Source organism: Marinobacter sp. (assembly GCF_048269445.1).
Lineage (GTDB): Bacteria > Pseudomonadota > Gammaproteobacteria > Pseudomonadales > Oleiphilaceae > Marinobacter.
The window spans coordinates 227,228-248,233 of record NZ_JBLXIQ010000007.1; the positions used below are offsets into that span (position 1 = coordinate 227,228).

The following is a 21,006-nucleotide window of genomic DNA, read 5'->3' on the forward strand; positions in this document are numbered from 1 at the left end:
ACTATCGGACGACCCCTCCGAGCAGAGGCACAAACCGGACAGGTTCGAGCTCCTTGTGGTCAAAACGGTCACCGCGACGAATCACTTCCACCAGTACCTGACGTTCCTCCCCGACCGGTGCAATTAGAACACCTCCGTCTGCAAGCTGGGCAAGTAACTCGGCGGGTATCTCAATCGGTGCGGCAGTCACGATTATGCCTTCAAACGGGCCACGCTCGGGCCAGCCCATGCCACCATCGGCGTGCTTGAGGAACACATTTCTGGCCTTCAGCTGTCGCAGCCGCTCCCGGGCTCGGTCCTGAAGCGGTTTGATGCGCTCAACACTGTAGATTTCCGAGAACAGGCGCGAGAGTACAGAGGTCTGGTAGCCAGATCCGGTGCCAAGCTCCAACACCCTTGAGGGCCCGTGAGCCAGCATCAGTTCTGTCATCCGAGCCACAATGTAAGGCTGGGAAAGTGTCTGCCCATAGCCAATCGGCAGGGATGTATCTTCGTAAGCCCGGTGCGAAAGAGCTTCATCCAGGAAGATGTGCCGGGGCACCTCCGCCATAATCTCGAGCACTTTGTCTGATTCAATGCCGGCTTCCCTCAGACGCTGAACCAGCCGCATCCGGGTGCGACGGGAGGTCATCCCGATGCCTTCGATCTGAGCGGTCATCCGTGGCCCTCCAGCGCATCCACCCATTCCCTGAGCGGAACAAGTGCCTCATGACGTGTCATGTCAATGTGAACGGGCGTCACAGACACGTAGCCTTCACGAACGGCATGAAAATCCGTTCCGGGGCCAGCATCACCGCCCGCTCCGGCGGCGCCGATCCAGTACCGCTCCTTGCCCCGGGGACAGGTCATCGGAACCGCACCTTCGGCCCGTTCACGATGCCCAAGCCTTGTGACACGAATACCGGCCAACTGCTCCCAGGGCACATCCGGGACATTGACATTGAGAATGGAGCGCGGCCCAAGGACCAAGGGACGCTCGCTCTCAAGGAGCATACGGACAACCCGGGCCGCCGTCTGGTAATGAAAATGGCCGTTGTTAACCAGCGAAACGGCAATAGCGGGCAGTCCGAGATGGCGCCCTTCGGTGGCCGCGGCAACGGTACCCGAGTAGATAATGTCATCGCCAAGGTTGGCGTGGGTATTGATGCCGGAAACCACGCGGTCAAAGGGTTGCCGGAACAGGCCGTTTACCGCCAGGTGGACACAGTCCGTCGGCGTTCCATCCACCGAACGAAACCCATTCGGATGTTCTTCTACGGTCAGGGGGCGGTTCAGGGTCAACGCGTTACTGGCACCGCTGTGATCGCGGTCAGGCGCCACGACCTCAAGGTCACCAAGCCCCTTCAACCCCTCGTAAAGGGCAATCAGCCCCGGTGAATGAACGCCGTCATCATTCGACAACAGAATACGCACAGTGTTCTCCGCTAGCCTTGTTGTTCGTTATGTCGGCCGAGGCTCATGTCCTCAAGCTCGAAAACATCATTAAGAATCGTCGTGGCATATTGCCCGGGCGAAAGGAAGAATGACAACTCCAGACAGTCGTTACTCAGCCAGTGCCAGACAAGATCTTCCGGCCTTGCCACCAGGGGCCTGCGCTCCGGCTTCATACGGGTGACGGAGAACAGATCCGCCAGTCCGGGGGTCCGGCCCACTATATCGCGCTCCAGGGTTTCGAGCGGACCCGAGGCCGTAGTGCCTCCGTCACCCCACAGTGGGCCGGTTGCAGAAACCTCAGTCCAGCTGCCGTCCTGGACGCGGGCGGCAAGCACCTCATTGAAAAGCCAGGAGCGAGCCGCCGAAAAATACAATACGTTTTTAGCGCCCTCGCTTCCAGCGCGCTTCTTGCCTCCTCGACCTTTTCCGCCTGATCGGCTACGCCGGTTCAACGCGGAGGGATCGATATGGAGAGCCCGGTCGAGGTTGGCGCCATCCCTGCCAAAGCGCTGGGGACCAAAATAGTTCGGAGCGCCGACAGTGGCCAACCGCTGGAGGACCTCTTCGATAGCCTTCCTGTCCCCGCCAACATTCCTCAGGGTAATTGCAAAACGGTTACCCCGGTGGTCACCGCGACGCAATTTCCGTGCGTCCCGAAAGGCGGATACAACCGGCCAGCGGGCGGAAACCTCTTGAATGAGCTCTGCATCCTCAGCCTCACGGCCCGGGCGGTAGAGGCTGAACCACTGACGGGTGACCGCATGGCGATCCTTCAGGCCACAGAAGCCCACGTCAAAGCTACGGCAACCAACCAGGCGCGCCAGCTCACGGGCGACAAATTCGGTATTGTCGCCGATTTTCTCCAGCCTCAGGCAGAGGTGCTCGCCGCTACCCGCGACCGCCGTTGACGCCGACGCGGTCAGCTCTCCGGTCAGCCCCAGAACCTCGTCCACGAAGAAATCCGCGGGTGCCGTCTTCAGCTGGGCCTGCGCCACGCGCGCGCCACCTGAGGTTGGCCAGTCGAGCCGCCAGTGGCTCACGAATCCACCGCTTCGAGCAGGCAAATGGCCTGACAGGCAATGCCCTCACCACGCCCGGTGAAACCCAGTTTTTCCGTTGTGGTTGCCTTGACACTGACACGGCTGGTGGAAACGCCCAGATCCCCGGCAATGTTCAGCCGGATGGCATCGATGTGAGGCGCCATTTTCGGGGCCTGGGCGATTACTGTGGTATCGACGTTGACCACACTGAACCCTTCATCACGCACACGGGCCATCACCCGGCGCAGCAGATCACGACTGTCTGCCCCCGCCCACTCGTCACTGGTGTCCGGAAAAAAATGGCCGATGTCACCGAGTGCCACGGCACCCAGGAGTGCATCAGCCAGTGCGTGCAGCAGTACGTCGCCATCGGAGTGAGCCTTCAGCCCCTGGGAGTGTGGAATGCTCACACCGCCGATAATGACAGAGTCGCCTTCACAGAAGGCATGGACATCAAAGCCCTGACCAATACGCATAGTGTGCTCCGGGAAACTCGGAAAATCAGAACCGGCTCAGGATAAACCCTGCGAGCGCCAGATCCGCAGGAACCGTAATTTTAATGTTGTCAGGCCGGCCCTCAACCAGAACCGGCATGTTACCGGAAAACTCCAGGGCAGAGGACTCATCAGTAACAGGAAGGCCCGCTTCGAGGGCGCTCTCCAGAGATTCAACCAACAACCGGTACCGGAACATCTGCGGCGTCAGGGCCCGCCAGAGCATGCCTCGGTCGACGGTTTCATAGACCTCAGGAAGTTCGCCCTGGACGGCCTTTTTTAGGGTATCCGTGACCGGTGAGGCAAGCAGACCACCCACAGGGTGGGTGTAAAGCCGGTCAATCAGGGTGGCAAGATCCCTGGCATGAATGCAGGGCCTGGCCGCGTCGTGAACGAGAACCCAGTCGTCATCCCGGACCTGCTCTGCCAGCGCGTGCAGGGCGGACAACACTGAACAGGCTCTCTCGGAACCGCCGGTACAGGTCTGTATACGGCTGTCCTGGCTGGCCTCCGTTTCCGGCCACCAGTGATCCGCGGGGTGAAGTGGCACCATGCAGCCGGCAAAAGGGGCAGAACCCATCAGACGGGAAAGGGTGATATCCAGAATATAACTCTGGCCAATCCGGAGATACTGCTTTGGATGATCCGCCTGCATGCGCTGGCCAATGCCGGCGGCAGGGACAATCAGCCAAAGTCTCGGTGCAGTCATAGACAATCAGTTTTCAACAACGAGGAAAAAGGTCTCGTCTTCCCTAATCAGGCCGAGGTTCACCCTGGCACGTTCTTCAACGGCGCCCTGCTCATTACGAAGGTTCCGCACTTCAGCGTAAAGGCGTTCATTGCGGATAGCCAGCTCGGCATTTTCTTCACGTTGCTCGGCAATAGAGGTCTCCAGCGCCCAAACCTGCGCAAAGCTGCCCTCCCCGACCCACAGGCGAACCTGAAGCAGGAGAATCACAACAATCATAAGGCCCCAAAGCAACTTCATTGCCAAATCCGTTTAAATATTAACCAATCAAATTTACAACGCTGGACGTTGAGTATAGACCTTAGAGTAGATTAGCAACAAATACTTCTAACCGACTGTGCAAAAAGGCCATCGTGCTTAAACTTTCGTCCAGAACACGATGGCCTTAACACTCTTTTACTGTAAACCGGTCGGGCTTCCTGCCCTGACAGTTCGAGTCAGGCGATCAACCCTGCCCTTTGATCTCGCTCAGACCTCGATAAGGCGCCTTGCCGTCCAGCACTTCTTCAATACGCAGCAACTGGTTGTACTTGGCAACACGATCCGAGCGGCACAGGGAGCCGGTCTTGATCTGGCCCGCACAGGTTGCTACCGCCAGATCGGCAATGGTGGTGTCCTCCGTCTCCCCGGAACGATGCGAAATTACCGCGGTAAAGCCGGCATCCTGGGCCATCTTGATGGCATCCAGGGTTTCGCTCAGGCTGCCAATCTGGTTGAACTTGATCAGAATGGAGTTGCCAACACCTTTGTCGATACCCTGCTTCAAGATCTTGGTGTTGGTTACGAACAGGTCGTCACCGACCAGTTGAACCTTGCTGCCGAGTTTGTCGGTCAGAACCTTCCAGCCGTCCCAGTCGCTCTCATCCATGCCATCTTCGATAGACACGATAGGGTAACGCTCGCACAATCCTGCCAGGTAATCGGCAAAGCCTTCGGAGTCAAAGCTCTTGCCTTCACCGGAAAGCTGATACTGGCCGTCCTTGTAGAATTCAGAGGAGGCGCAATCCAGAGCCAGAGTCACGTCGGTACCCAGCTTGTAACCGGCCTTCTCAACCGCTTCCTGAATCACCGCCAGCGCCGCTTCGTTAGACGGCAGGTTCGGAGCAAAACCACCCTCGTCACCCACCGCGGTATTCAGGCCCTGGGCCTTAAGCACTTTCTTCAGACTGTGGAAAATCTCGGCACCGATACGCAGCGCTTCAGAAAAGGTCTTGGCCGCAACGGGCTGAACCATGAACTCCTGGATATCGACGTTGTTATCAGCGTGCTCGCCACCGTTCAGAATGTTCATCATCGGTACCGGCATGGAAAACTTGCCGGAGGTACCGTTGATATCTGCAATGTGCTCATACAACGGCTTACCCAACGAAATCGCCGCCGCTTTCGCAGCCGCCAGGGAAACCGCCAGAATGGCGTTGGCACCAAGGTTGGCCTTGTTCTCAGTGCCGTCCAGCTCAAGCATGATGTTGTCCAGACCACGCTGATCGGCGGCGTCTCTACCGATGAGGGCTTCACGAATCCTGGTGTTTACGGCCTCAACCGCCTTCAGAACACCTTTGCCAAGGTAACGGGAGGCGTCTCCGTCACGCAGCTCCAGAGCTTCTCGGGAACCGGTAGAAGCACCGGACGGCGCGCAGGCACTACCCACAGTTCCGTCTTCAAGGATAACGTCTGCTTCTACAGTAGGGTTACCGCGGGAATCCAGAACTTCACGGCCTTTGATGTTGGCAATTTTGGTCATTCGAATGATTCTCCAAATTTTCGATGTCTAAACGGTTCTAATCCGAAGTTGGGCATAGAGCAGGTGGGGGATGGCTTTCCGAAACTGTGCGGAGCCATGGATGGCGGAGCCCAAGCGTCACATGGATGTGCCGCAAGGAGCGTGTTTCGGAAAGCCATCCCCCACCTGCTCGTACTCCCATATAAAACAGACACCGCCAGTCAGGCGGTGTCGATAGGTTTAAAGCTTTTTACCAGATCATCCACAGCTTTCACCCGCTGCAGGAAAGGCTCCAGTTGGCTGAGGCGAAGGGCGCAGGGACCGTCACACTTGGCCCGGTCCGGATCGGGATGAGCCTCCAGAAACAAACCCGCCAGGCCCTGAGACATTCCGGCTAGCGCGAGATCTGTCACCTGCGCACGACGGCCACCGGCAGAATCGGCGCGACCACCCGGCATTTGCAGCGAATGAGTCACATCAAACATCACCGGAACATTCATGGCTTTCATGATGCCAAAGCCCAGCATATCGACGACCAGGTTGTTGTAACCGAAGCTGCTCCCCCGCTCACACAGGATCACCTTGTCGTTGCCGGCTTCCTCGCACTTTTTAATAATGTGCTTCATTTCCTGGGGCGCCAGGAACTGGGCTTTCTTGATGTTGATAACCGCACCGGTTTCGGCCATCGCAACCACGAGATCAGTCTGCCGGCTCAGGAAGGCAGGCAGCTGGATGATGTCACATACCTCCGCTGCGGGTGCGGCCTGTGCCGGCTCGTGGACGTCGGAGATAATGGGAACACCGAACTTGCTCTTGATGTCCGCCAGGATCTGCAGCCCCTTCTCAAGGCCGGGGCCCCGGAAGGAGTGCACTGAAGACCGGTTGGCCTTGTCGAAAGACGCCTTGAAAACGTAGGGAATACCGAGTTTGCCGGTAGCTTCAACATAAGCCTGCGCCACTTCCATGGCCACTTCCGGAGACTCAAGGACGTTCATGCCTCCGAACAGCACAAACGGCTTGTCGTTGGCGACCTCGATTCCCGAAACGTTTACGTTGCTCTGCGCCATACTCAGGATCCTTTCTTGTTGGCCAGTGCTGCCTCAATAAAGCCCTTGAACAGCGGGTGGCCGTCGCGGGGCGTGGAGGTGAATTCCGGGTGGAACTGACAGGCGACGAACCACGGATGATCCGGCGCCTCGACCACTTCCACCAGCCTGCCGTCGGTAGACCGGCCCGCGATTTTAAGACCAGCCTCTTCCAGCCTCGACAGGAAATGGTTGTTCACTTCATAACGATGACGGTGGCGTTCACGGATGGTCTTCTTGCCATAACAGCTGGCAATGGTTGAATTATCACTCAGCACACAGTCCTGCGCGCCCAGGCGCATGGTACCGCCAAGGTCCGACTCTTCAGTCCGCTCTTCACGCTCACCGGTGGCGTCCAGCCACTCGGTAATCAGGCCGACTACCGGTTCCGGGGTGTGCTCGCGGAATTCGGTACTGTGGGCGTCCTTCAGGCCGGCCACATTACGAGCGTATTCAATAACCGCTACCTGCATGCCCAGACAGATGCCCAGATATGGAACCTTATTCTCGCGGGCATACTGAACCGTTCGGATCTTGCCTTCGACCCCGCGTTCGCCGAAACCACCGGGCACCAGGATGGCGTCGGCATTTTCCAGCACACCGGTGCCGTCACGTTCAATGTCCTCGGAATCGATGTAATTGATATTGACCTTGGTGCGGGTCTTGATGCCAGCGTGCAGCAGGGATTCAATCAGGGACTTGTAGGCATCCAGAAGCTCCATGTACTTGCCAACCATGGCAATGGTCACTTCATGCTGCGGGTTCATCAGGGATTCCACCACCTCGTCCCACTCACTCAGGTCCGCCGGGCGGGCATCGAGATTGAAGCGTTCAATCACCAGCTGGTCCAGGCCATGTTCGTAGAGCATGCGCGGAATGGCGTAAATGGACTTGGCATCCTGCAACGGAATAACCGCGCGCTCTTCCACGTTGGTGAACAGGGCAATCTTGCGCCGGGAGCTTACGTCTACCTCATGCTCGGAACGGCACAACAGAATATCCGGCTGCAGGCCTATGGAGCGCATTTCCTTGACGGAGTGCTGGGTTGGCTTGGTCTTGATCTCACCAGCGGTGGCGATGTAAGGCACGAGGGTCAGGTGCATGAAGATCGCGCGCTGGGGCCCGACTTCCACTTTCAACTGACGACAGGCTTCAAGGAACGGCAGCGATTCGATGTCACCCACAGTGCCACCGACTTCGATCAGGGCCACATCAGCACCGGCCGCGCCTTCCACAACGCGACGCTTGATTTCGTCGGTGATGTGGGGGATGACCTGGACGGTACCGCCGAGATAGTCACCGCGGCGTTCCTTACGAATAACTTCCTCGTAGACACGCCCGGTGGTGAAGTTATTGCGCTTGCTCATGGGGGTGCGGATGAAGCGCTCGTAGTGGCCCAGATCCAGGTCTGTTTCCGCGCCATCTTCGGTGACAAACACCTCACCGTGCTGAAACGGGCTCATGGTGCCGGGGTCCACGTTGATGTACGGGTCCAGCTTGAGAATAGTGACCTTCAGGCCGCGTGCCTCGAGGATCGCAGCCAGAGAAGCGGATGCGATACCTTTCCCCAAGGAGGACACGACACCGCCGGTGACGAAAATATAACGCGTCATGCAGATTCCATGATTGTCTGGTTCTGTGAAGGAGGGAGATTGTCATCTCAAGATGGGACGCCAGACTACCAGAAAGGCCCCACTGACTCAATCACATTCCCGTTCAACAACCAGCCGCCAACCGGCGGCATGGGCGCCTCCCGAGTATTGTTCAGAACGCCACAAATCACCAACGGCAATGAGCTCCGCTGCCCCGTCAGAGCCTGCAAAAACCAACGGCAGACGGGCTCTCTCCCAGGGTGGAACCCTGAGCTCCTGAAGCCATTTCTTGAGAGATCTGGAAGGGCCGTCAGGGTGAAAGCGAATGCGCTCTCCGCCCTGCCTCGTAAATATCCGTATTGGCGGCGGCAAGCTTTTCGGGTTAGCGACCGGCTCCAGCTTCAGGGACCACTCGCCCCAGCGCCGAGACGGTCCGGGTTCAAGAGCCATCGGCACTTGTGGCAATGGCAATTTCTCGATAACGAGATACAGGTCACCTTGAAATCGTCGAAGACTGAAGCCCTCAGCCCGCAACTCGGGCTCCCGGTCCTCTCTTGCGAAAAGCAGGTCATGCAGGCTCTGCCGCCAATCTCCGACCGAGGGCGGCTGAAACCCACGCTCCCGGACCCACCAGCGAATCAGGTTCTTCTGCTCAACCGCCGAGAGTGCCTTCAGACCACTTGTCGACAAGCGCTCCCACTCACCACCGAGAGACTGCCACTGCAAAGCGGCCAGTTTCCGATTCAGGGTTTCGCTCTCGGCGCAGGCGTCAGCGGTATGGCACAGCCTGCGGTTCAGCCCCGGCCAACGGGAGCGCACCAGTGGCAGCACGCGGTGCCGGAGAAAGTTCCGGTCGAAGCGCTCGTCGGTATTGCTGGGGTCGTCGGTCCAGGACAGTCCGGCCGCCTGCGCCCAATGCTCAAGCTCGGACCGCTCCAGGTGCAACAATGGCCTAACCAGGCGCCCGGCGCCCAAGACTCGACTGGCGGGCATGCCCGCCAGTCCAGCCACGCCACTCCCCCTGAGCATCCTGAACAATACCGTTTCGGCCTGATCGTCGCCGTGATGAGCCATCAACAGAATGTCCCCAGGCTGCATGAGCTCCTCCAGAACCCCATACCGTGCTCTCCGGGCCGCTTCCTCAATGCCACCGGAACCGGCACGATCATTACTGGACTCAACAGACACCCGCTCGACGACCAGCCGCACCTCCAGATCTGCGCACAGCGCCCGGCAGAACGCCTCGGTTTCCGAAGCATTCGACTGCAACTGGTGATTGATATGGACTGCGTTGACGGTTCCTGCAGCGCCGTGAAAGTGGGCTGCAACATGCAACAACAGGGTCGAGTCCAGGCCGCCACTCAAGGCGACCCACAGGCGGGAAAAATCAGAGAGATTTCTGACCGGGGCACTCAGGGCCTCCGGCCAGCAGAATCCGGAGTCGGGCTCAGCGCCCGGTGTCATAGCGGGTAAGCCGCTCATAGCGGCGCGATACCAACTCATCCAGGGGCAGGCGACTGAGTTCAGCGACTCCCTTTGCAAGGACTTCCTTGAGAGACTCTGACATTTTCTCAGGATTGCGATGCGCACCGCCCAAGGGCTCAGTGATAACGTTGTCCGCCAGCCCAAGGTGCTTCAGACGGTCGGCGGTAACACCCATGGCCTCTGCGGCCTGGGCAGCATACTCTGCGCTCTTCCAGAGAATCGAGGCACAACCTTCCGGAGAAATAACCGCGTAAGTGGAATATTGGAGCATGTTCAGCTGATCACAAACGCCTATGGCCAGCGCCCCACCGGAACCACCCTCACCAATCACCGTGGAAATGATGGGCGTTTTCAGGCGCGACATGACCGCCAGGTTGAATGCAATGGCCTCACTCTGGCCCCGCTCCTCGGCACCGATGCCCGGGTAGGCCCCCGGTGTATCGATAAAGGTCAGGATTGGCATTCTGAACCGCTCGGCCATTTCCATCAGGCGCAAGGCCTTACGGTAGCCCTCAGGACGGGGCATGCCGAAATTGCGCTTGACCTTGTCACGGACCTCCCGACCCTTCTGATGGCCAATGACCATCACCGGCTTGTCATCGAGCCGGGCGGTGCCGCCCACAATGGCCAAGTCGTCGGCGTAACGACGGTCACCGTGCAGTTCATCAAAATCCTCGAACATCGATTCGATGTAATCAAGGGTGTATGGCCTGCGCGGATGCCGGGCCAGACGGGCGACATCCCAGGGCTGAAGATTAGAGAAAATACTCTCCGTCAGGCTGACGCTTTTCTTCTTCAACCGGGTAATTTCATCGGAGATATTGATGTCTGTGTCGTTGCCGACCATGCGAAGCTCTTCAATCTTGGCTTCCAGGTCGGCAATTGGCTGTTCGAAATCCAGATAATTAGGGTTCATGATGGTCCGTCATTTTTGCCAGGCGGGACAACGCTCCGCCAAACCAGAATTTGAAACAAAGATAGCAGCGCCCTGCCAAGGGCTAAAGCGGACCTTGGTATAAGTCCGCAATCTGACATAGTTTTAATTTTCGGGCTCACTCAATCATAGACCAGTTCTACCGACTGGTCGCCTACGAGGTACCGGAGTTCCAGCAACAGGTTATCGTCCGGCTGGACCCGCCAGGACTCACCCAGCTCAATCCGGGTTGACGCATCCGGACTGCTGTACTCGATCCACACCGGGCTTCCGTCGCAACGGAACGGCCGCAACGTCTTATCGAGCTTCTCCAGCAAGCCATTCTGCAACTGATCAGCATGGAGGTTCAGCTTAAGTCCGCGACTGAACTGCTGCCGCGCTGTCGCCACATCCATTACCGAACTCACTCGCATCTTCATCTGGCCGGAGTAATCATCGTGGCTTACCTGCCCTTCAACCACAATCACCTGATCGGATTGCAGCAGCTCCCGATTCTCAAAAAACGCTTCTGAGAATAGGGTAGCTTCTATCCGGGCACTCCGGTCGTCCAGTGTAATAAAACACATGGTGGAACCGGTGCGGGTTTTCATGGTTCGCTGGGCCACTACGAGCCCGGCAACGCGCTGAGGCGATTTATTGGGCTTCAGGTCGGCAATGGATGACCTTACAAACCGACGCACCTCTTTTTCATACTCATCAAACGGATGCCCGGTCAGGTATAGGCCAAGGGTATCCTTCTCGCCCTTGAGCCGCTGTTTTTCGGGCCATTCGCGAACTCCGGCGACATCCTCATAGGGATCCCCGCCCTCGCCCGCCTCCAGCATTTCACCGAACATATCGGTCATGCCAACGGATTCGTTGCGGGATTGCTGACCGGCCTGTTGCACGGCCTTCTCAATGCTTGCCATCAGCTGGGCCCGGCCAGCACCGAGTTTGTCCATCGCGCCGCAACGGATCAGAGCCTCCATGGCGCGTTTGTTGACTTTTTTCAGGTCTACCCGCCGACAGAAATCGAAAATATCCCGGTACGGCTCGCCATCCCCGCGTCCTTCCACAATGCTCTGGATCGGTCCCTCACCCAACCCCTTGATGGCTCCGAGACCATAGACGATCTGGCCCTCATCGTTAACCGTGAAGGTATATTCCGAGCGACTGACATCAGGCACCAGAAGATCCAGCTTCATGTTCCGGCACTCTTCGACCAGGGTGACCACCTTGTCGGTGTTCTGCATATCCGCGGTGAGTACCGCAGCCATGAACTCCGCCGGGTAATGGGCCTTCAGCCACAAGGTCTGGTAGGACACCAGGGCGTAAGCGGCCGAGTGAGATTTATTGAAACCGTAACCGGCGAACTTTTCTACCAGATCGAAGATGTTTTCCGCGAGGGTCTTGTTGATGCCATTCTGCTCACAGCCGTCCAGAAAAAACTGCTTCTGTTTGGCCATTTCCTCGGGCTTCTTCTTGCCCATGGCGCGGCGCAGCATGTCGGCGTTACCGAGAGTGTAGCCAGCCATTACCTGGGCGATCTGCATGACCTGCTCCTGGTACAGGATGACCCCATAGGTCGGTTCCAGGACCGGTTTCAGGCCCTCGTACTGATAATCCGGGTGCGGGAACGACATCGGCTGCCGGCCGTGCTTCCGGTCGATAAAGTCATCCACCATGCCCGACTGCAGCGGACCGGGCCGGAACAGGGCCACCAGGGCAATCATGTCTTCCAGGGAATCCGGCTGGAGGCGGCGAATCAGATCTTTCATGCCCCGGGATTCGAGCTGGAAAACCGCTGTGGTTTCGGCTTTTTTCAGCATGTCGAACGAGGGCACATCGGCCAGGGGAATCTCGTTGATATCCAGTGCCGATAATCCCCGTTTTTCCCGGCGGGGATTGATCATCTTCAGGGCCCAGTCGATGATCGTCAGCGTCCGCAGCCCCAAAAAGTCGAACTTTACGAGGCCGGCGTCTTCAACGTCGCCTTTATCGAACTGGGTAACCAGGCTTCCGCCCTCGTCGTCGCAATACAACGGCGAGAAATCGGTGATCTTGGTGGGGGCAATGACCACGCCGCCCGCGTGTTTGCCAGCGTTCCGGCAGACACCTTCAAGCTTCAGGGCCATTTCCCAGATTTCCTGGGCCTCTTCGTCCTGATCCAGAAAGTCCTTGAGCTGGGGCTCCTGAATCAGGGCCTTCTCGAGGGTCATTCCCGGTTCAAAGGGAATCATCTTGGAGAGTTTGTCGGCCAGGCCGTAGGACTTGCCCTGCACCCGGGCAACGTCACGCACCACTGCCTTCGCCGCCATGGTACCGAAGGTGATGATCTGGGAGACCGCCTCGCGGCCGTATTTTTCGGCCACATAGGCAATCACCCGGTCCCGACCTTCCATGCAGAAGTCGACATCAAAGTCGGGCATGGAAACCCGCTCCGGGTTCAGGAACCGCTCGAACAGCAGGTCGTATTCCAGCGGGTCCAGATCGGTAATCAGCTGGGCGTAGGCGACCAGGGAACCGGCACCGGAGCCCCGCCCTGGACCAACCGGCACGCCGTTGTTCTTGGCCCACTTGATAAAGTCCATCACAATCAGGAAGTAGCCCGGGAAACCCATCTGGATGATGATGTCGAGTTCGAAATTCAGACGCGTGTAATAGGCCTCGCGCTTGGCATCGTATTCGGGGTCATCTTTGCTCAGGGTCTTCGCAAGTCGCTCTTCCAGGCCATCTTCCGATACCTTGCGGAAGTATTCGTCCATGGTCATCCCGTCGGGAATCGGGTAGTTCGGCAGGAAGTATTCACCCATGCGCACCTTGACCGAACAGCGGCGGGCGATCTCCACCGTGTTTTCGATAGCTTCCGGGATATCGCTGAACAGCTCGATCATCTCATCGGCACTGCGCAGGTACTGCTGGTCACTGAAGCGGCGGTCACGACGGGGGTCATCCAGGGTTCGGCTCTCGCCTATACACACCCGGGCTTCGTGGGCCTCGAAATCATCCGCATCCAGGAAGTGGACATCGTTAGTGGCCACCACTGGCAGGCCCAATGCCTGGGCCAGCTCAACACTCAGGTGCAGGCAGTCTTCGTCCCCGGGGCGCCCGGTGCGCTGCAGTTCCAGGTAATAGCTTTCCGGATACAGCGCCACCCAGTAGCTCGCGCGTTCACGGGCCAACTCCGGCTTGCCCGCCAGCAGGGCTTTACCGACATCCCCCATTTTGCCACCGGAAAGCGCAATAAGTCCTTTCGGCCGGGCCTCGAGCCATTTGCGTTGAATGATTGGTTTGCCGAAACGCTGGCCTTCGGTGTAACCCAGGGAAATAATCTCAGTGAGGTTCAGGTAACCGTCGTTGTCCCGGGCCAGCAGTGTCACCCGAAACGGATTTTCCGGCTCATCCGGGTTTTCAAGCCAGAGATCAGCTCCAATAATGGGCTTGACGCCCGCCCCCATGGCCGCCTTGTAGAAGCGCACCAGCGAGCACATGTTGGATTGTTCGGTTAGTCCCACCGCTGGCATGCCCAGTTCGGCAACACGGTTGATCAGCGGCTTAACCCGTACCAGGCCATCCACCATGGAGTACTCGGAATGGACACGAAGGTGTACAAAAGTCTGCGACATAACGTCAGGTTATTCCTGCTGTAAAATTCGATTAGGGCAACAGCCTTCAGCCGTCAATCAGGGCCCGGATGTCTTTTTCAGTCTGCGGACCAAAACGGGCTTCAACCAGGTCGCCGTCCGGGTTAACGACGAATGTGGCCGGCAGAGCCAAGGGTAACTTCCAGCCAAACCCGGGACCCGGATCTTTCGCCAGCATGGTAAAACCGATACCCATCCGATCACCCAGCTCCACCAGCGCGCCTCCCTGTATGCCGTCGAAATTAACACCGAGAACGGTGATATCGGGCGCTTTGTCCAGCTCGTTCAACTCGGGGATTTCTTCCAGGCAGGGCTTGCACCATTCCGCCCAGTAGTTCACCAGCACCCATTGGCCACGCAAGGCATCCCAGTTCATTTTTGTGCCGCCGGCCCGCTCCAGTTCAATTTTCTGGCAACCCGCCAGAGCCACAAACATCAGCAAAAGTCCGGCAGCGGCGAGCCGCGCACGTACACGCAGCGAATCAGGGTACTGCACTGGAAAACCTCCTGTTAGACTACCGGCCACGGAAATCATGGTATCCATTCAGACAATCAGGCATGAAGATGACAGAACCAACCCGGATTTTCCACAACCCTCGCTGCTCAAAATCCCGCCAAACCCTTGAACTGCTTACCGAACGGGGCATTGAACCGGAGATTATACGCTACCTTGAAACGCCACCGACAGAGCAGCAGCTCCAGGATATTCTTGCCGCACTGAATCTGGAGCCCCGGGCTCTGATGCGCACCGGGGAAAAAGAGTATAAGGAACAGGGCCTCGATGATCCCGATCTTAGCCGTGAACAGTTAATCACCGCCATGGTTGCCACTCCGAAATTGATTGAGCGACCGATTGTGCTCGCAAACGGCAAAGCGGCCCTTGGCAGGCCACCGGAAAACGTACTTTCCATTCTCTGAGCCAAACCGCCTTGAAAGAGCCGGACCCAAAGGATCGCTGACGATGGCCGAACAACTGCCGTACATTCTCATACTTTTTTACAGCCGTAACGGGCAGACGGCCGAGCTGGCCAGCCAGATCGGCCGGGGAGTAGCCCGGGTAAACGGAATCGAGGCCAGGCTGCGATCGGTACCACCGGTGTCTCCAGACACCGACGCCTCGCTGCCGCTGGTTCCGGATTCCGGCGCACCCTACGCCCGCAAGTCGGACCTCGCCCATTGCGCCGGGCTGGCCATCGGCAGTCCGACCCGCTTTGGCAATATGGCAGCGCCTCTCAAGTATTTCCTGGACACCACCGGGGACCTCTGGCTCAGCGGCGCCCTTGAGGGCAAACCTGCTGGTGCCTTCACGTCTACTGGCAGCCTTCACGGTGGCCAGGAAGCCACATTGATGACCATGATGGTGCCGCTGCTCCACCACGGAATGGTTATTTGCGGCCTGCCATACTCGGAGAAAAGCCTGAACGAAACGGAAACAGGTGGCACGCCCTACGGCCCGACCCACTGGTCCGGCACCGGCGAAAAGCAGCCGCTCAGTAATCACGAAAAAGCCCTGTGCCAGGCGTTTGGCGAGCGGCTTGCAAGGCTGGCCCTGAAGCTCGCCGTGTGATACAGGCCCTGGCCCGGAACGGGCCATTTCAACCACTTCTCTTTGCCGGAAACACACTATGCTGAACAATCCCAAGGCCCGTTACACTGCCCGGGCAACAATGGCTCTTTACATCGGCGTGCTGGCGACGCTGTTGATCACCACCTTCTACCCGGCGCCGGTGGAGGGCGTGTCGGTTTCATTGATGCTGTCAGTGAAGCTGATTCCGCTGCTGGCCTTCGCTATACCGGTATTCCGGGCCAACAACCGGGGCTATATCTGGCTGTCGTTCGTGGTGATCTTCTATTTCACCCAGGCGGTCGTTTCAGCCTGGCTCAGCGAAGGCGCCCCCGGGCCTGTCATTTTGACGATACTGACCTTCCTGCTGTTCACTGTTGCCATGATTCACCTGAAAGTGAACCGACCGGTGACGAACTGAAACCCATTGATCGATACCTGGAACTGAGTGCTTATGGCTGACACAGACACCTCCGGAACCGTGCAGCGGCCACCCGCCCCGCCCCGAAGCACTCTGACCCTTCGAGATGTTTGTACCGCTCTGGTGACCAGCGGTGAAGTCAGCCAGAAAGACGCTGAGCGGGTACTATCGGCAAACCTTGGTGCTGCAACCAGCAGCGGGCAGGCCGGAAAACGCCACCCGCTCGAACTGGCGGCCATTGCCAGCCTGACCAGTGAGAAAAGCGGTCATATCCTCGATCTGGACCGGCTTACCCATTGGCTGGCCGATTGGGCCGGGCAGCCCTATTACCACATTGATCCGCTGAAGATTGATACTCCGGCCATTGCCCGGGTGATGTCCTATGCCTTTGCCCAGCGCCACGGCATCCTGGCGGTGGAGATTGGGCCCGAGGAAGTACTGGTTGCCAGCGCAGAGCCTTTCAGGAGTGACTGGTTGCAGAACCTGCAGCAGGCCGTTCGCAAGGACATCCGGCGCGTGGTGGCCAACCCTGAGGATATCCGCCGTTACACGGTTGAGTTCTATCAGCTTGCCAACTCCGTCAGCAAGGCCAGTGGTGGCCAGGCTCCTGGCGTTGCCGGTAACCAGAACTTCGAACAGCTGCTGGACCTGGGCGCCAGCGAACACCCGGATGCCAACGACCAGCATGTGGTCAAGATCGTTGACTGGCTGCTGCAGTACGCCTTTGACCAACGTGCTTCGGACATCCACATCGAGCCTCGCAGGTCCGTCACACAGGTCCGTTTCCGGATCGACGGCGTGCTTCACAACGTTTATGAATTCCCGGAACACGTCGGGGTAGCAGTCACCAGCCGCCTGAAGATTCTCGGCCGCTTGAATGTGGCGGAGAAACGCCGACCCCAGGACGGTCGCATCAAGACCCGAAAACCCGATAACAGCGAGGTGGAGCTTCGCCTGGCCACCATGCCGACCGCGTTCGGCGAGAAGATGGTCATGCGGATATTTGATCCGGACGTGCTGCTGAAATCCTACGAGCAACTGGGGTTCAGCAAGGAAGACCGCCAGCGCTGGCAGGAAATCACGTCCCGGCCCCACGGCATTGTTCTGGTGACCGGGCCCACTGGCTCCGGCAAAACCACAACTCTGTATTCAACCCTGAAGCAGATCGCCTCTCCGGAACTGAATGTCTGCACCATCGAAGACCCCATCGAAATGGTGGAACCGGCGTTCAACCAGATGCAGGTTCAGACCAACATTGACCTGACCTTCGCCGCCGGCGTGCGGGCGTTGCTTCGGCAGGATCCGGATATCATCATGATTGGCGAGATCCGCGATCTGCAAACCGCTGAAATGGCGGTGCAGGCGGCTCTCACCGGTCATCTGGTACTCTCAACTCTGCACACCAATGACGCCCCCAGTGCCATTACCCGGATGATGGAGCTGGGCATTCCCCCGTATCTGATCCGGGCCACGGTGCTGGGCGTGATGGCGCAACGCCTTGCCCGAACCCTGTGCCCCCACTGCAAGTCGCCCGGCCCCGCCGATGAACAAGCCTGGCAAACCCTGACCCGGCCCTGGAAGGCGCCAGTTCCGAAGCAGTTCTATCAGCCCGTGGGCTGCCTGGAATGCCGCAACACCGGTTACCTGGGCCGCGCAGGGGTTTATGAGATCATGACCCTTTCAGGGCCGTTGCTCCGGCAGATCACCGAGCACTGTGAGCTGGAACAGCTCAGGCTGGACGCCTACAAGGAAGGAATGAAATCGCTGCGCCTGAGTGGCGCCCAGAAAGTCGCGGCCGGCCAGACCACCGTCGAGGAAATCCTGCGGGTAACGCCGGAAAGCCAGCGCTGATACGAAATCAGGCTCCAGGGCGCAAACCACACTGCTCGAGCAGGTCTTGCCAGGCCCTGGTGTGGTTCATCATGGCCACGTCCAGCTGGTGCCACAGGCTTGACTGCGAATCCTGTGTCAGGTGGCGTTGATACCACGGCCGAAAGCTTTCGGGCATGGTTTCAATCTGCATCTTTGCCAGTTGCTCAAACGGCACAATCAACCTGGTCCGGGCCCGCGCAAGCTCGCTCATGTATGGCTGCACCTCACCGATATAGACGCTGAAGAACATATTCTGCAGGATATCCGACTGATTATTGGGCTTACCGTTCAGGCATAGGGGCCTGCCTTCAGTCCTTTGCCTTAATATTTCGGTGCCGTCCTGCAACCTCGCTGTCAGCAGAAGTGCACTGTTGATCAGCTGGCCCGCACGGTGCTCCGCCTGCCAACGCTGCTGAACCGCGCCTGCGAATTCCAGTGACACCGACAGATCGTTCGAGAGCAACCTGGACACAGTCGCGTTTAGCCTGCCAATGTCCCGGGCCAGATCCGAGACCGGATTTCCTTCCGGTGAAACCGGATAATCGCCCTTGGCAAGGGTGAACAGTTTCTCGACTTCTTCCACGCCCCAGGTGGCGTTCCAGATGGCTATGGGCAGCGATTCCAGCTTGCTTTCAATGGCATCGACCAGCTCTTCAGAAAGATCTTCATCCTCGATCTCGGGAAGACACTCCCTCGCCGCCTCGATAAACCGGATCTCATAACGCAGGTGGTTCAGGGGCTGCATGACCCGACCCATCACTGAGTTTTTCTGACCGACAACCTGTTGCAGCTCACAGCCATAAAGCGAGAGGAAATCCAGCATGCCCATTTCCAGATCGGGGATGGTCAGCACTCTGTCTCTGCGACGGGGAAGCTGGCTTGCGGAATCAATGTCGGAAAGCTCGGGGTCGACGTCAAGGACCCTGGCTACCCGCTCCACGTATTCGTCCATCATGGGGCGGGCATCGGAGAAGGGGTTACAGCCGGCAAGAAGCGAAGCCAGGACCGGAATGGCTATTCTGAACAATCCGGCTCCGGGCATGGTTTCCTCCTGCGATGATGGATCTCGGTCAAGGGCTACCGCTTTTGCAGCAGGGTATCGACCTCCGCAAAATTACGGGCCACAAAACGCTCGGTTTCCGGCAGATCCCCCTCGCGGACCAGCCATGCGGTTTTCATCCCGGCCTCCTCAGCTGCTTCAAGCTCGGCTTCCACGTCCGAGAGGAACAACACGGTGCAGGCCTCAACACCCAGCTCTGTCAGGATGTTCCGGTAGGAAGCCGGTTCTTTCTTGCCGCCGATGCGGGTGTCAAAGTAGCCGGAGAAAAACGGGGTGAAGTCTCCCTCCGTGGTAAAACCAAAAATCAGTTTCTGGGCCTTGACCGAACCGGAGGAATATACGAACAAACGCAGGCCCCGATCATGCCAGCGCTGGAGGTAATCGGCAGCGTCTGCATAGATATGGCCTTTGAGCTCACCCTGCTGGTAGCCCTGCTCCCAGACCATCCCCTGCAACGTCTTGAGAGATGTTTCCTTGCGGTCCTCGCGGATCCAGCCCGCGAGGACCTCGATCAGCCCATCGACATCCTCACGGGCCACATCGGATTGCTCGGCCACGGCATCCAGCTGTTCTGCCACCGCCGGGTTGTCCTGGCATTGAGCGCGAACGAAGTCCGGCATGTGCTCACTGGCATAGGGGAACAGGACATCATGGACAAACGAGATGGAACTGGTGGTGCCTTCGATATCCGTGAGAACCACCCGGATCATCCCGCCGCCCCTGCCAATGCCTCATAGCGCGGCAACCGCGTGGCAATGTCCTCGCCGGTGAAATCGGCAACCCAGCCCTCCGGGTTGGAGAACAGGCGGATGCAGGTAAATTCCGGGTCCGGCCCCATATCAAACCAGTGACGAGTGCCATCCGGCACACTGATCAGATCGTTCTTCTGGCACAGCACGGCGAACACCTGGTCGCCGAAATGCAGGTAAAACAGGCCCTGACCCCGAACAAAGAAGCGGACTTCGTCCTCGCTGTGGGTGTGCTCATCCAGAAACTTTTTCCGGAACGCCTCTTTCTGGGGGTTGTCCGGGTTCAGGCTCACCACATCGGCAGTCTGGAACCCGCACTCAGCTTTCAGCTGTGCCACTTCGTCTCCGTAGGCTTCCAGAATGTCCTCCTGGGACGCGTCCGCCGGAAGATCCCGGGTCGGCCATTGCTCGAAGCGTATCCCCTTCCCGGCCAGCAGATCGCGGATTTCGGCCGGGTTTTCCGTGACCGTGCGGGCCGTCTCTGGCAGGCTCTGATCAAAAATGCTCAAGGTAGTCATGGGCGGACCCTCATTGTTTCAAGCTCACATTCAAACAGGAATTCGAAGGCTTCGACATGGCGCAGGCAGTCGGCCATGGTTTTACCCCAGGTGTAGAGACCGTGGCCCCGAATAAGGTAACCGGGCTGCTCCGGATGTTTCCGAAACCAGTCCCGGGTGGCTTGCGCCAAAGCGTCAATATCCTGGGTGTTGTCGAAGACCGGAACGGTTAATACCGATTCGTGGGTTTCAACGCCGGCAAAGGCCTTCTGGAGCTCATACCCTTCCAGCTCCAGCGGCTGACCCGAGGTCAGCAGTCGGCTCAGCACCGTGGCTTTCACCGAGTGGGTATGAAGCACCGCGCCGACATCCGGGAAGATTTCATACAGTGCTGTGTGCAGGCCGGTTTCGGCCGAAGAGCGGCCATTGCTCTGAACCGGATTGCCCGTCAGATCCACCACCATCACATCGCCCGCGCCCAGCCGCCCCTTATGGCGGCCAGACACAGTAATAGCAATGTGCTCTGCATCTATACGCGCAGAATAATTACTGCTGGTCGCCGGTGACCAGCCGCGCTGGTACAGAATGCGCCCGGCTTCAACAATCGAGTCAGCCGCAACAGCGTATCGGGTTATATCAAACACGAATTCTCCCCTGGGGTACGAAGCGCCTTTGACGCGCTCATTTG

The 21,006-nt window shown here is 58.4% G+C and carries 21 protein-coding genes; 4 read left to right on the top strand and 17 right to left on the bottom strand.

Features of this window, described 5'->3' with window-relative positions; all coding sequences use genetic code 11:
- Position 1: 1 nt before the first annotated feature.
- The 13 genes from ACN0XM_RS15945 to ACN0XM_RS16005 form a co-directional block, all read right to left on the bottom strand.
- On the bottom strand, positions 2 to 658 hold the full coding sequence (locus ACN0XM_RS15945; RefSeq protein ID WP_417567924.1) for a protein-L-isoaspartate(D-aspartate) O-methyltransferase: 657 nt from the start codon (positions 656 to 658) through the stop codon (positions 2 to 4).
- Positions 655 to 1,413, bottom strand: a complete 759-nt coding sequence (gene surE, locus ACN0XM_RS15950; RefSeq protein ID WP_417567925.1) for a 5'/3'-nucleotidase SurE — start codon at positions 1,411 to 1,413, stop codon at positions 655 to 657. Before surE ends, ACN0XM_RS15945 begins: the two co-directional genes overlap by 4 nt.
- A gap of 11 nt (positions 1,414 to 1,424) precedes the next feature.
- Entirely contained in the window at positions 1,425 to 2,474 is a 1,050-nt protein-coding gene (truD, locus tag ACN0XM_RS15955) for a tRNA pseudouridine(13) synthase TruD (protein WP_417567926.1), read from the bottom strand.
- The gene (ispF, locus tag ACN0XM_RS15960) at positions 2,471 to 2,950 is read right to left on the bottom strand and encodes a 2-C-methyl-D-erythritol 2,4-cyclodiphosphate synthase (RefSeq protein ID WP_417567927.1); all 480 of its coding nucleotides are present in this window, start codon (positions 2,948 to 2,950) and stop codon (positions 2,471 to 2,473) included. The genes truD and ispF overlap by 4 nt, the downstream gene beginning before the upstream one ends.
- Before the next feature lie 25 nt (positions 2,951 to 2,975).
- A complete protein-coding gene (gene ispD, locus ACN0XM_RS15965; RefSeq protein ID WP_417567928.1) occupies positions 2,976 to 3,677 on the bottom strand; it encodes a 2-C-methyl-D-erythritol 4-phosphate cytidylyltransferase in 702 nt (233 codons plus the stop codon).
- 6 nt (positions 3,678 to 3,683) lie between these two features.
- On the bottom strand, positions 3,684 to 3,956 hold the full coding sequence (locus tag ACN0XM_RS15970) for a septum formation initiator family protein (RefSeq protein ID WP_417567929.1): 273 nt from the start codon (positions 3,954 to 3,956) through the stop codon (positions 3,684 to 3,686).
- 205 nt (positions 3,957 to 4,161) lie between these two features.
- Entirely contained in the window at positions 4,162 to 5,457 is a 1,296-nt protein-coding gene (gene eno / locus ACN0XM_RS15975) for a phosphopyruvate hydratase (RefSeq protein WP_417567930.1), read from the bottom strand.
- A 200-nt stretch (positions 5,458 to 5,657) separates the two neighbouring features.
- A complete protein-coding gene (gene kdsA, locus ACN0XM_RS15980; protein WP_417567931.1) occupies positions 5,658 to 6,503 on the bottom strand; it encodes a 3-deoxy-8-phosphooctulonate synthase in 846 nt (281 codons plus the stop codon).
- Positions 6,504 to 6,505: 2 nt separating this feature from the next.
- Positions 6,506 to 8,134 (bottom strand): CTP synthase, encoded by a 1,629-nt coding sequence (locus tag ACN0XM_RS15985; RefSeq protein ID WP_417567932.1) that lies wholly within the window; start codon positions 8,132 to 8,134, stop codon positions 6,506 to 6,508.
- Between the two features lie 87 nt (positions 8,135 to 8,221).
- Positions 8,222 to 9,595, bottom strand: coding sequence for a tRNA lysidine(34) synthetase TilS (gene tilS / locus ACN0XM_RS15990; protein WP_417567933.1), 1,374 nt, complete (start codon positions 9,593 to 9,595; stop codon positions 8,222 to 8,224).
- Positions 9,561 to 10,514 carry an acetyl-CoA carboxylase carboxyl transferase subunit alpha gene (gene accA / locus ACN0XM_RS15995; protein WP_417567934.1) on the bottom strand — a complete coding sequence of 318 codons (954 nt, stop codon included), beginning with the start codon at positions 10,512 to 10,514 and terminating at the stop codon, positions 9,561 to 9,563. Before accA ends, tilS begins: the two co-directional genes overlap by 35 nt.
- Before the next feature lie 140 nt (positions 10,515 to 10,654).
- Positions 10,655 to 14,137 carry a DNA polymerase III subunit alpha gene (gene dnaE / locus ACN0XM_RS16000; RefSeq protein ID WP_417567935.1) on the bottom strand — a complete coding sequence of 1,161 codons (3,483 nt, stop codon included), beginning with the start codon at positions 14,135 to 14,137 and terminating at the stop codon, positions 10,655 to 10,657.
- Positions 14,138 to 14,183: 46 nt separating this feature from the next.
- Complete coding sequence (locus ACN0XM_RS16005; RefSeq protein ID WP_417567936.1) at positions 14,184 to 14,651, bottom strand: TlpA family protein disulfide reductase; 468 nt, start codon at positions 14,649 to 14,651, stop codon at positions 14,184 to 14,186.
- Positions 14,652 to 14,719: 68 nt separating this feature from the next.
- On the opposite strand from ACN0XM_RS16005, the gene arsC reads away from it, so the two are divergent.
- From arsC to ACN0XM_RS16025, 4 genes are read left to right on the top strand one after another with little or no spacing between them, the layout of a single operon-like run.
- Positions 14,720 to 15,073 (top strand): arsenate reductase (glutaredoxin), encoded by a 354-nt coding sequence (gene arsC, locus ACN0XM_RS16010; RefSeq protein WP_417567937.1) that lies wholly within the window; start codon positions 14,720 to 14,722, stop codon positions 15,071 to 15,073.
- A 43-nt stretch (positions 15,074 to 15,116) separates the two neighbouring features.
- Positions 15,117 to 15,722 (top strand): NAD(P)H:quinone oxidoreductase, encoded by a 606-nt coding sequence (gene wrbA / locus ACN0XM_RS16015; protein ID WP_417567938.1) that lies wholly within the window; start codon positions 15,117 to 15,119, stop codon positions 15,720 to 15,722.
- A 58-nt stretch (positions 15,723 to 15,780) separates the two neighbouring features.
- Positions 15,781 to 16,140, top strand: a complete 360-nt coding sequence (locus tag ACN0XM_RS16020; protein WP_417567939.1) for a DUF2069 domain-containing protein — start codon at positions 15,781 to 15,783, stop codon at positions 16,138 to 16,140.
- A gap of 33 nt (positions 16,141 to 16,173) precedes the next feature.
- Positions 16,174 to 17,991: a GspE/PulE family protein gene (locus ACN0XM_RS16025; protein ID WP_417567940.1), complete on the top strand. Its 1,818-nt coding sequence runs from the start codon at positions 16,174 to 16,176 to the stop codon at positions 17,989 to 17,991.
- Between the two features lie 7 nt (positions 17,992 to 17,998).
- On the opposite strand, the gene ACN0XM_RS16030 is transcribed toward ACN0XM_RS16025, so the two are convergent.
- From ACN0XM_RS16030 to ACN0XM_RS16045, 4 genes are read right to left on the bottom strand one after another with little or no spacing between them, the layout of a single operon-like run.
- Entirely contained in the window at positions 17,999 to 19,054 is a 1,056-nt protein-coding gene (locus ACN0XM_RS16030; protein WP_417567941.1) for a DUF3080 domain-containing protein, read from the bottom strand.
- 35 nt (positions 19,055 to 19,089) lie between these two features.
- Positions 19,090 to 19,782, bottom strand: a complete 693-nt coding sequence (gene mtnC, locus ACN0XM_RS16035) for an acireductone synthase (protein WP_417567942.1) — start codon at positions 19,780 to 19,782, stop codon at positions 19,090 to 19,092.
- Complete coding sequence (locus ACN0XM_RS16040; RefSeq protein WP_417567943.1) at positions 19,779 to 20,339, bottom strand: 1,2-dihydroxy-3-keto-5-methylthiopentene dioxygenase; 561 nt, start codon at positions 20,337 to 20,339, stop codon at positions 19,779 to 19,781. Before ACN0XM_RS16040 ends, mtnC begins: the two co-directional genes overlap by 4 nt.
- On the bottom strand, positions 20,336 to 20,962 hold the full coding sequence (locus tag ACN0XM_RS16045) for a methylthioribulose 1-phosphate dehydratase (protein ID WP_417567944.1): 627 nt from the start codon (positions 20,960 to 20,962) through the stop codon (positions 20,336 to 20,338). Before ACN0XM_RS16045 ends, ACN0XM_RS16040 begins: the two co-directional genes overlap by 4 nt.
- Positions 20,963 to 21,006 lie beyond the last annotated feature (44 nt).

Bases quoted from the DNA above. Each gene is read 5' to 3' on its own strand.
- ACN0XM_RS16030 (WP_417567941.1), bottom strand. From the start codon at position 19,054: ATGCCCGGAGCCGGATTGTTCAGAATAGCCATTCCGGTCCTGGCTTCG.
- mtnC (WP_417567942.1), bottom strand. From the start codon at position 19,782: ATGATCCGGGTGGTTCTCACGGATATCGAAGGCACCACCAGTTCCATC.
- accA (WP_417567934.1), bottom strand. From the start codon at position 10,514: ATGAACCCTAATTATCTGGATTTCGAACAGCCAATTGCCGACCTGGAA.
- kdsA (WP_417567931.1), bottom strand. From the start codon at position 6,503: ATGGCGCAGAGCAACGTAAACGTTTCGGGAATCGAGGTCGCCAACGAC.
- eno (WP_417567930.1), bottom strand. From the start codon at position 5,457: ATGACCAAAATTGCCAACATCAAAGGCCGTGAAGTTCTGGATTCCCGC.
- ACN0XM_RS15985 (WP_417567932.1), bottom strand. From the start codon at position 8,134: ATGACGCGTTATATTTTCGTCACCGGCGGTGTCGTGTCCTCCTTGGGG.
- ACN0XM_RS15970 (WP_417567929.1), bottom strand. From the start codon at position 3,956: ATGAAGTTGCTTTGGGGCCTTATGATTGTTGTGATTCTCCTGCTTCAG.
- tilS (WP_417567933.1), bottom strand. From the start codon at position 9,595: ATGAGCGGCTTACCCGCTATGACACCGGGCGCTGAGCCCGACTCCGGA.
- ACN0XM_RS16025 (WP_417567940.1), top strand. From the start codon at position 16,174: ATGGCTGACACAGACACCTCCGGAACCGTGCAGCGGCCACCCGCCCCG.
- ispF (WP_417567927.1), bottom strand. From the start codon at position 2,950: ATGCGTATTGGTCAGGGCTTTGATGTCCATGCCTTCTGTGAAGGCGAC.
- ACN0XM_RS16020 (WP_417567939.1), top strand. From the start codon at position 15,781: ATGCTGAACAATCCCAAGGCCCGTTACACTGCCCGGGCAACAATGGCT.
- wrbA (WP_417567938.1), top strand. From the start codon at position 15,117: ATGGCCGAACAACTGCCGTACATTCTCATACTTTTTTACAGCCGTAAC.
- ACN0XM_RS15945 (WP_417567924.1), bottom strand. From the start codon at position 658: ATGACCGCTCAGATCGAAGGCATCGGGATGACCTCCCGTCGCACCCGG.
- arsC (WP_417567937.1), top strand. From the start codon at position 14,720: ATGACAGAACCAACCCGGATTTTCCACAACCCTCGCTGCTCAAAATCC.
- dnaE (WP_417567935.1), bottom strand. From the start codon at position 14,137: ATGTCGCAGACTTTTGTACACCTTCGTGTCCATTCCGAGTACTCCATG.
- ACN0XM_RS16040 (WP_417567943.1), bottom strand. From the start codon at position 20,339: ATGACTACCTTGAGCATTTTTGATCAGAGCCTGCCAGAGACGGCCCGC.
- ispD (WP_417567928.1), bottom strand. From the start codon at position 3,677: ATGACTGCACCGAGACTTTGGCTGATTGTCCCTGCCGCCGGCATTGGC.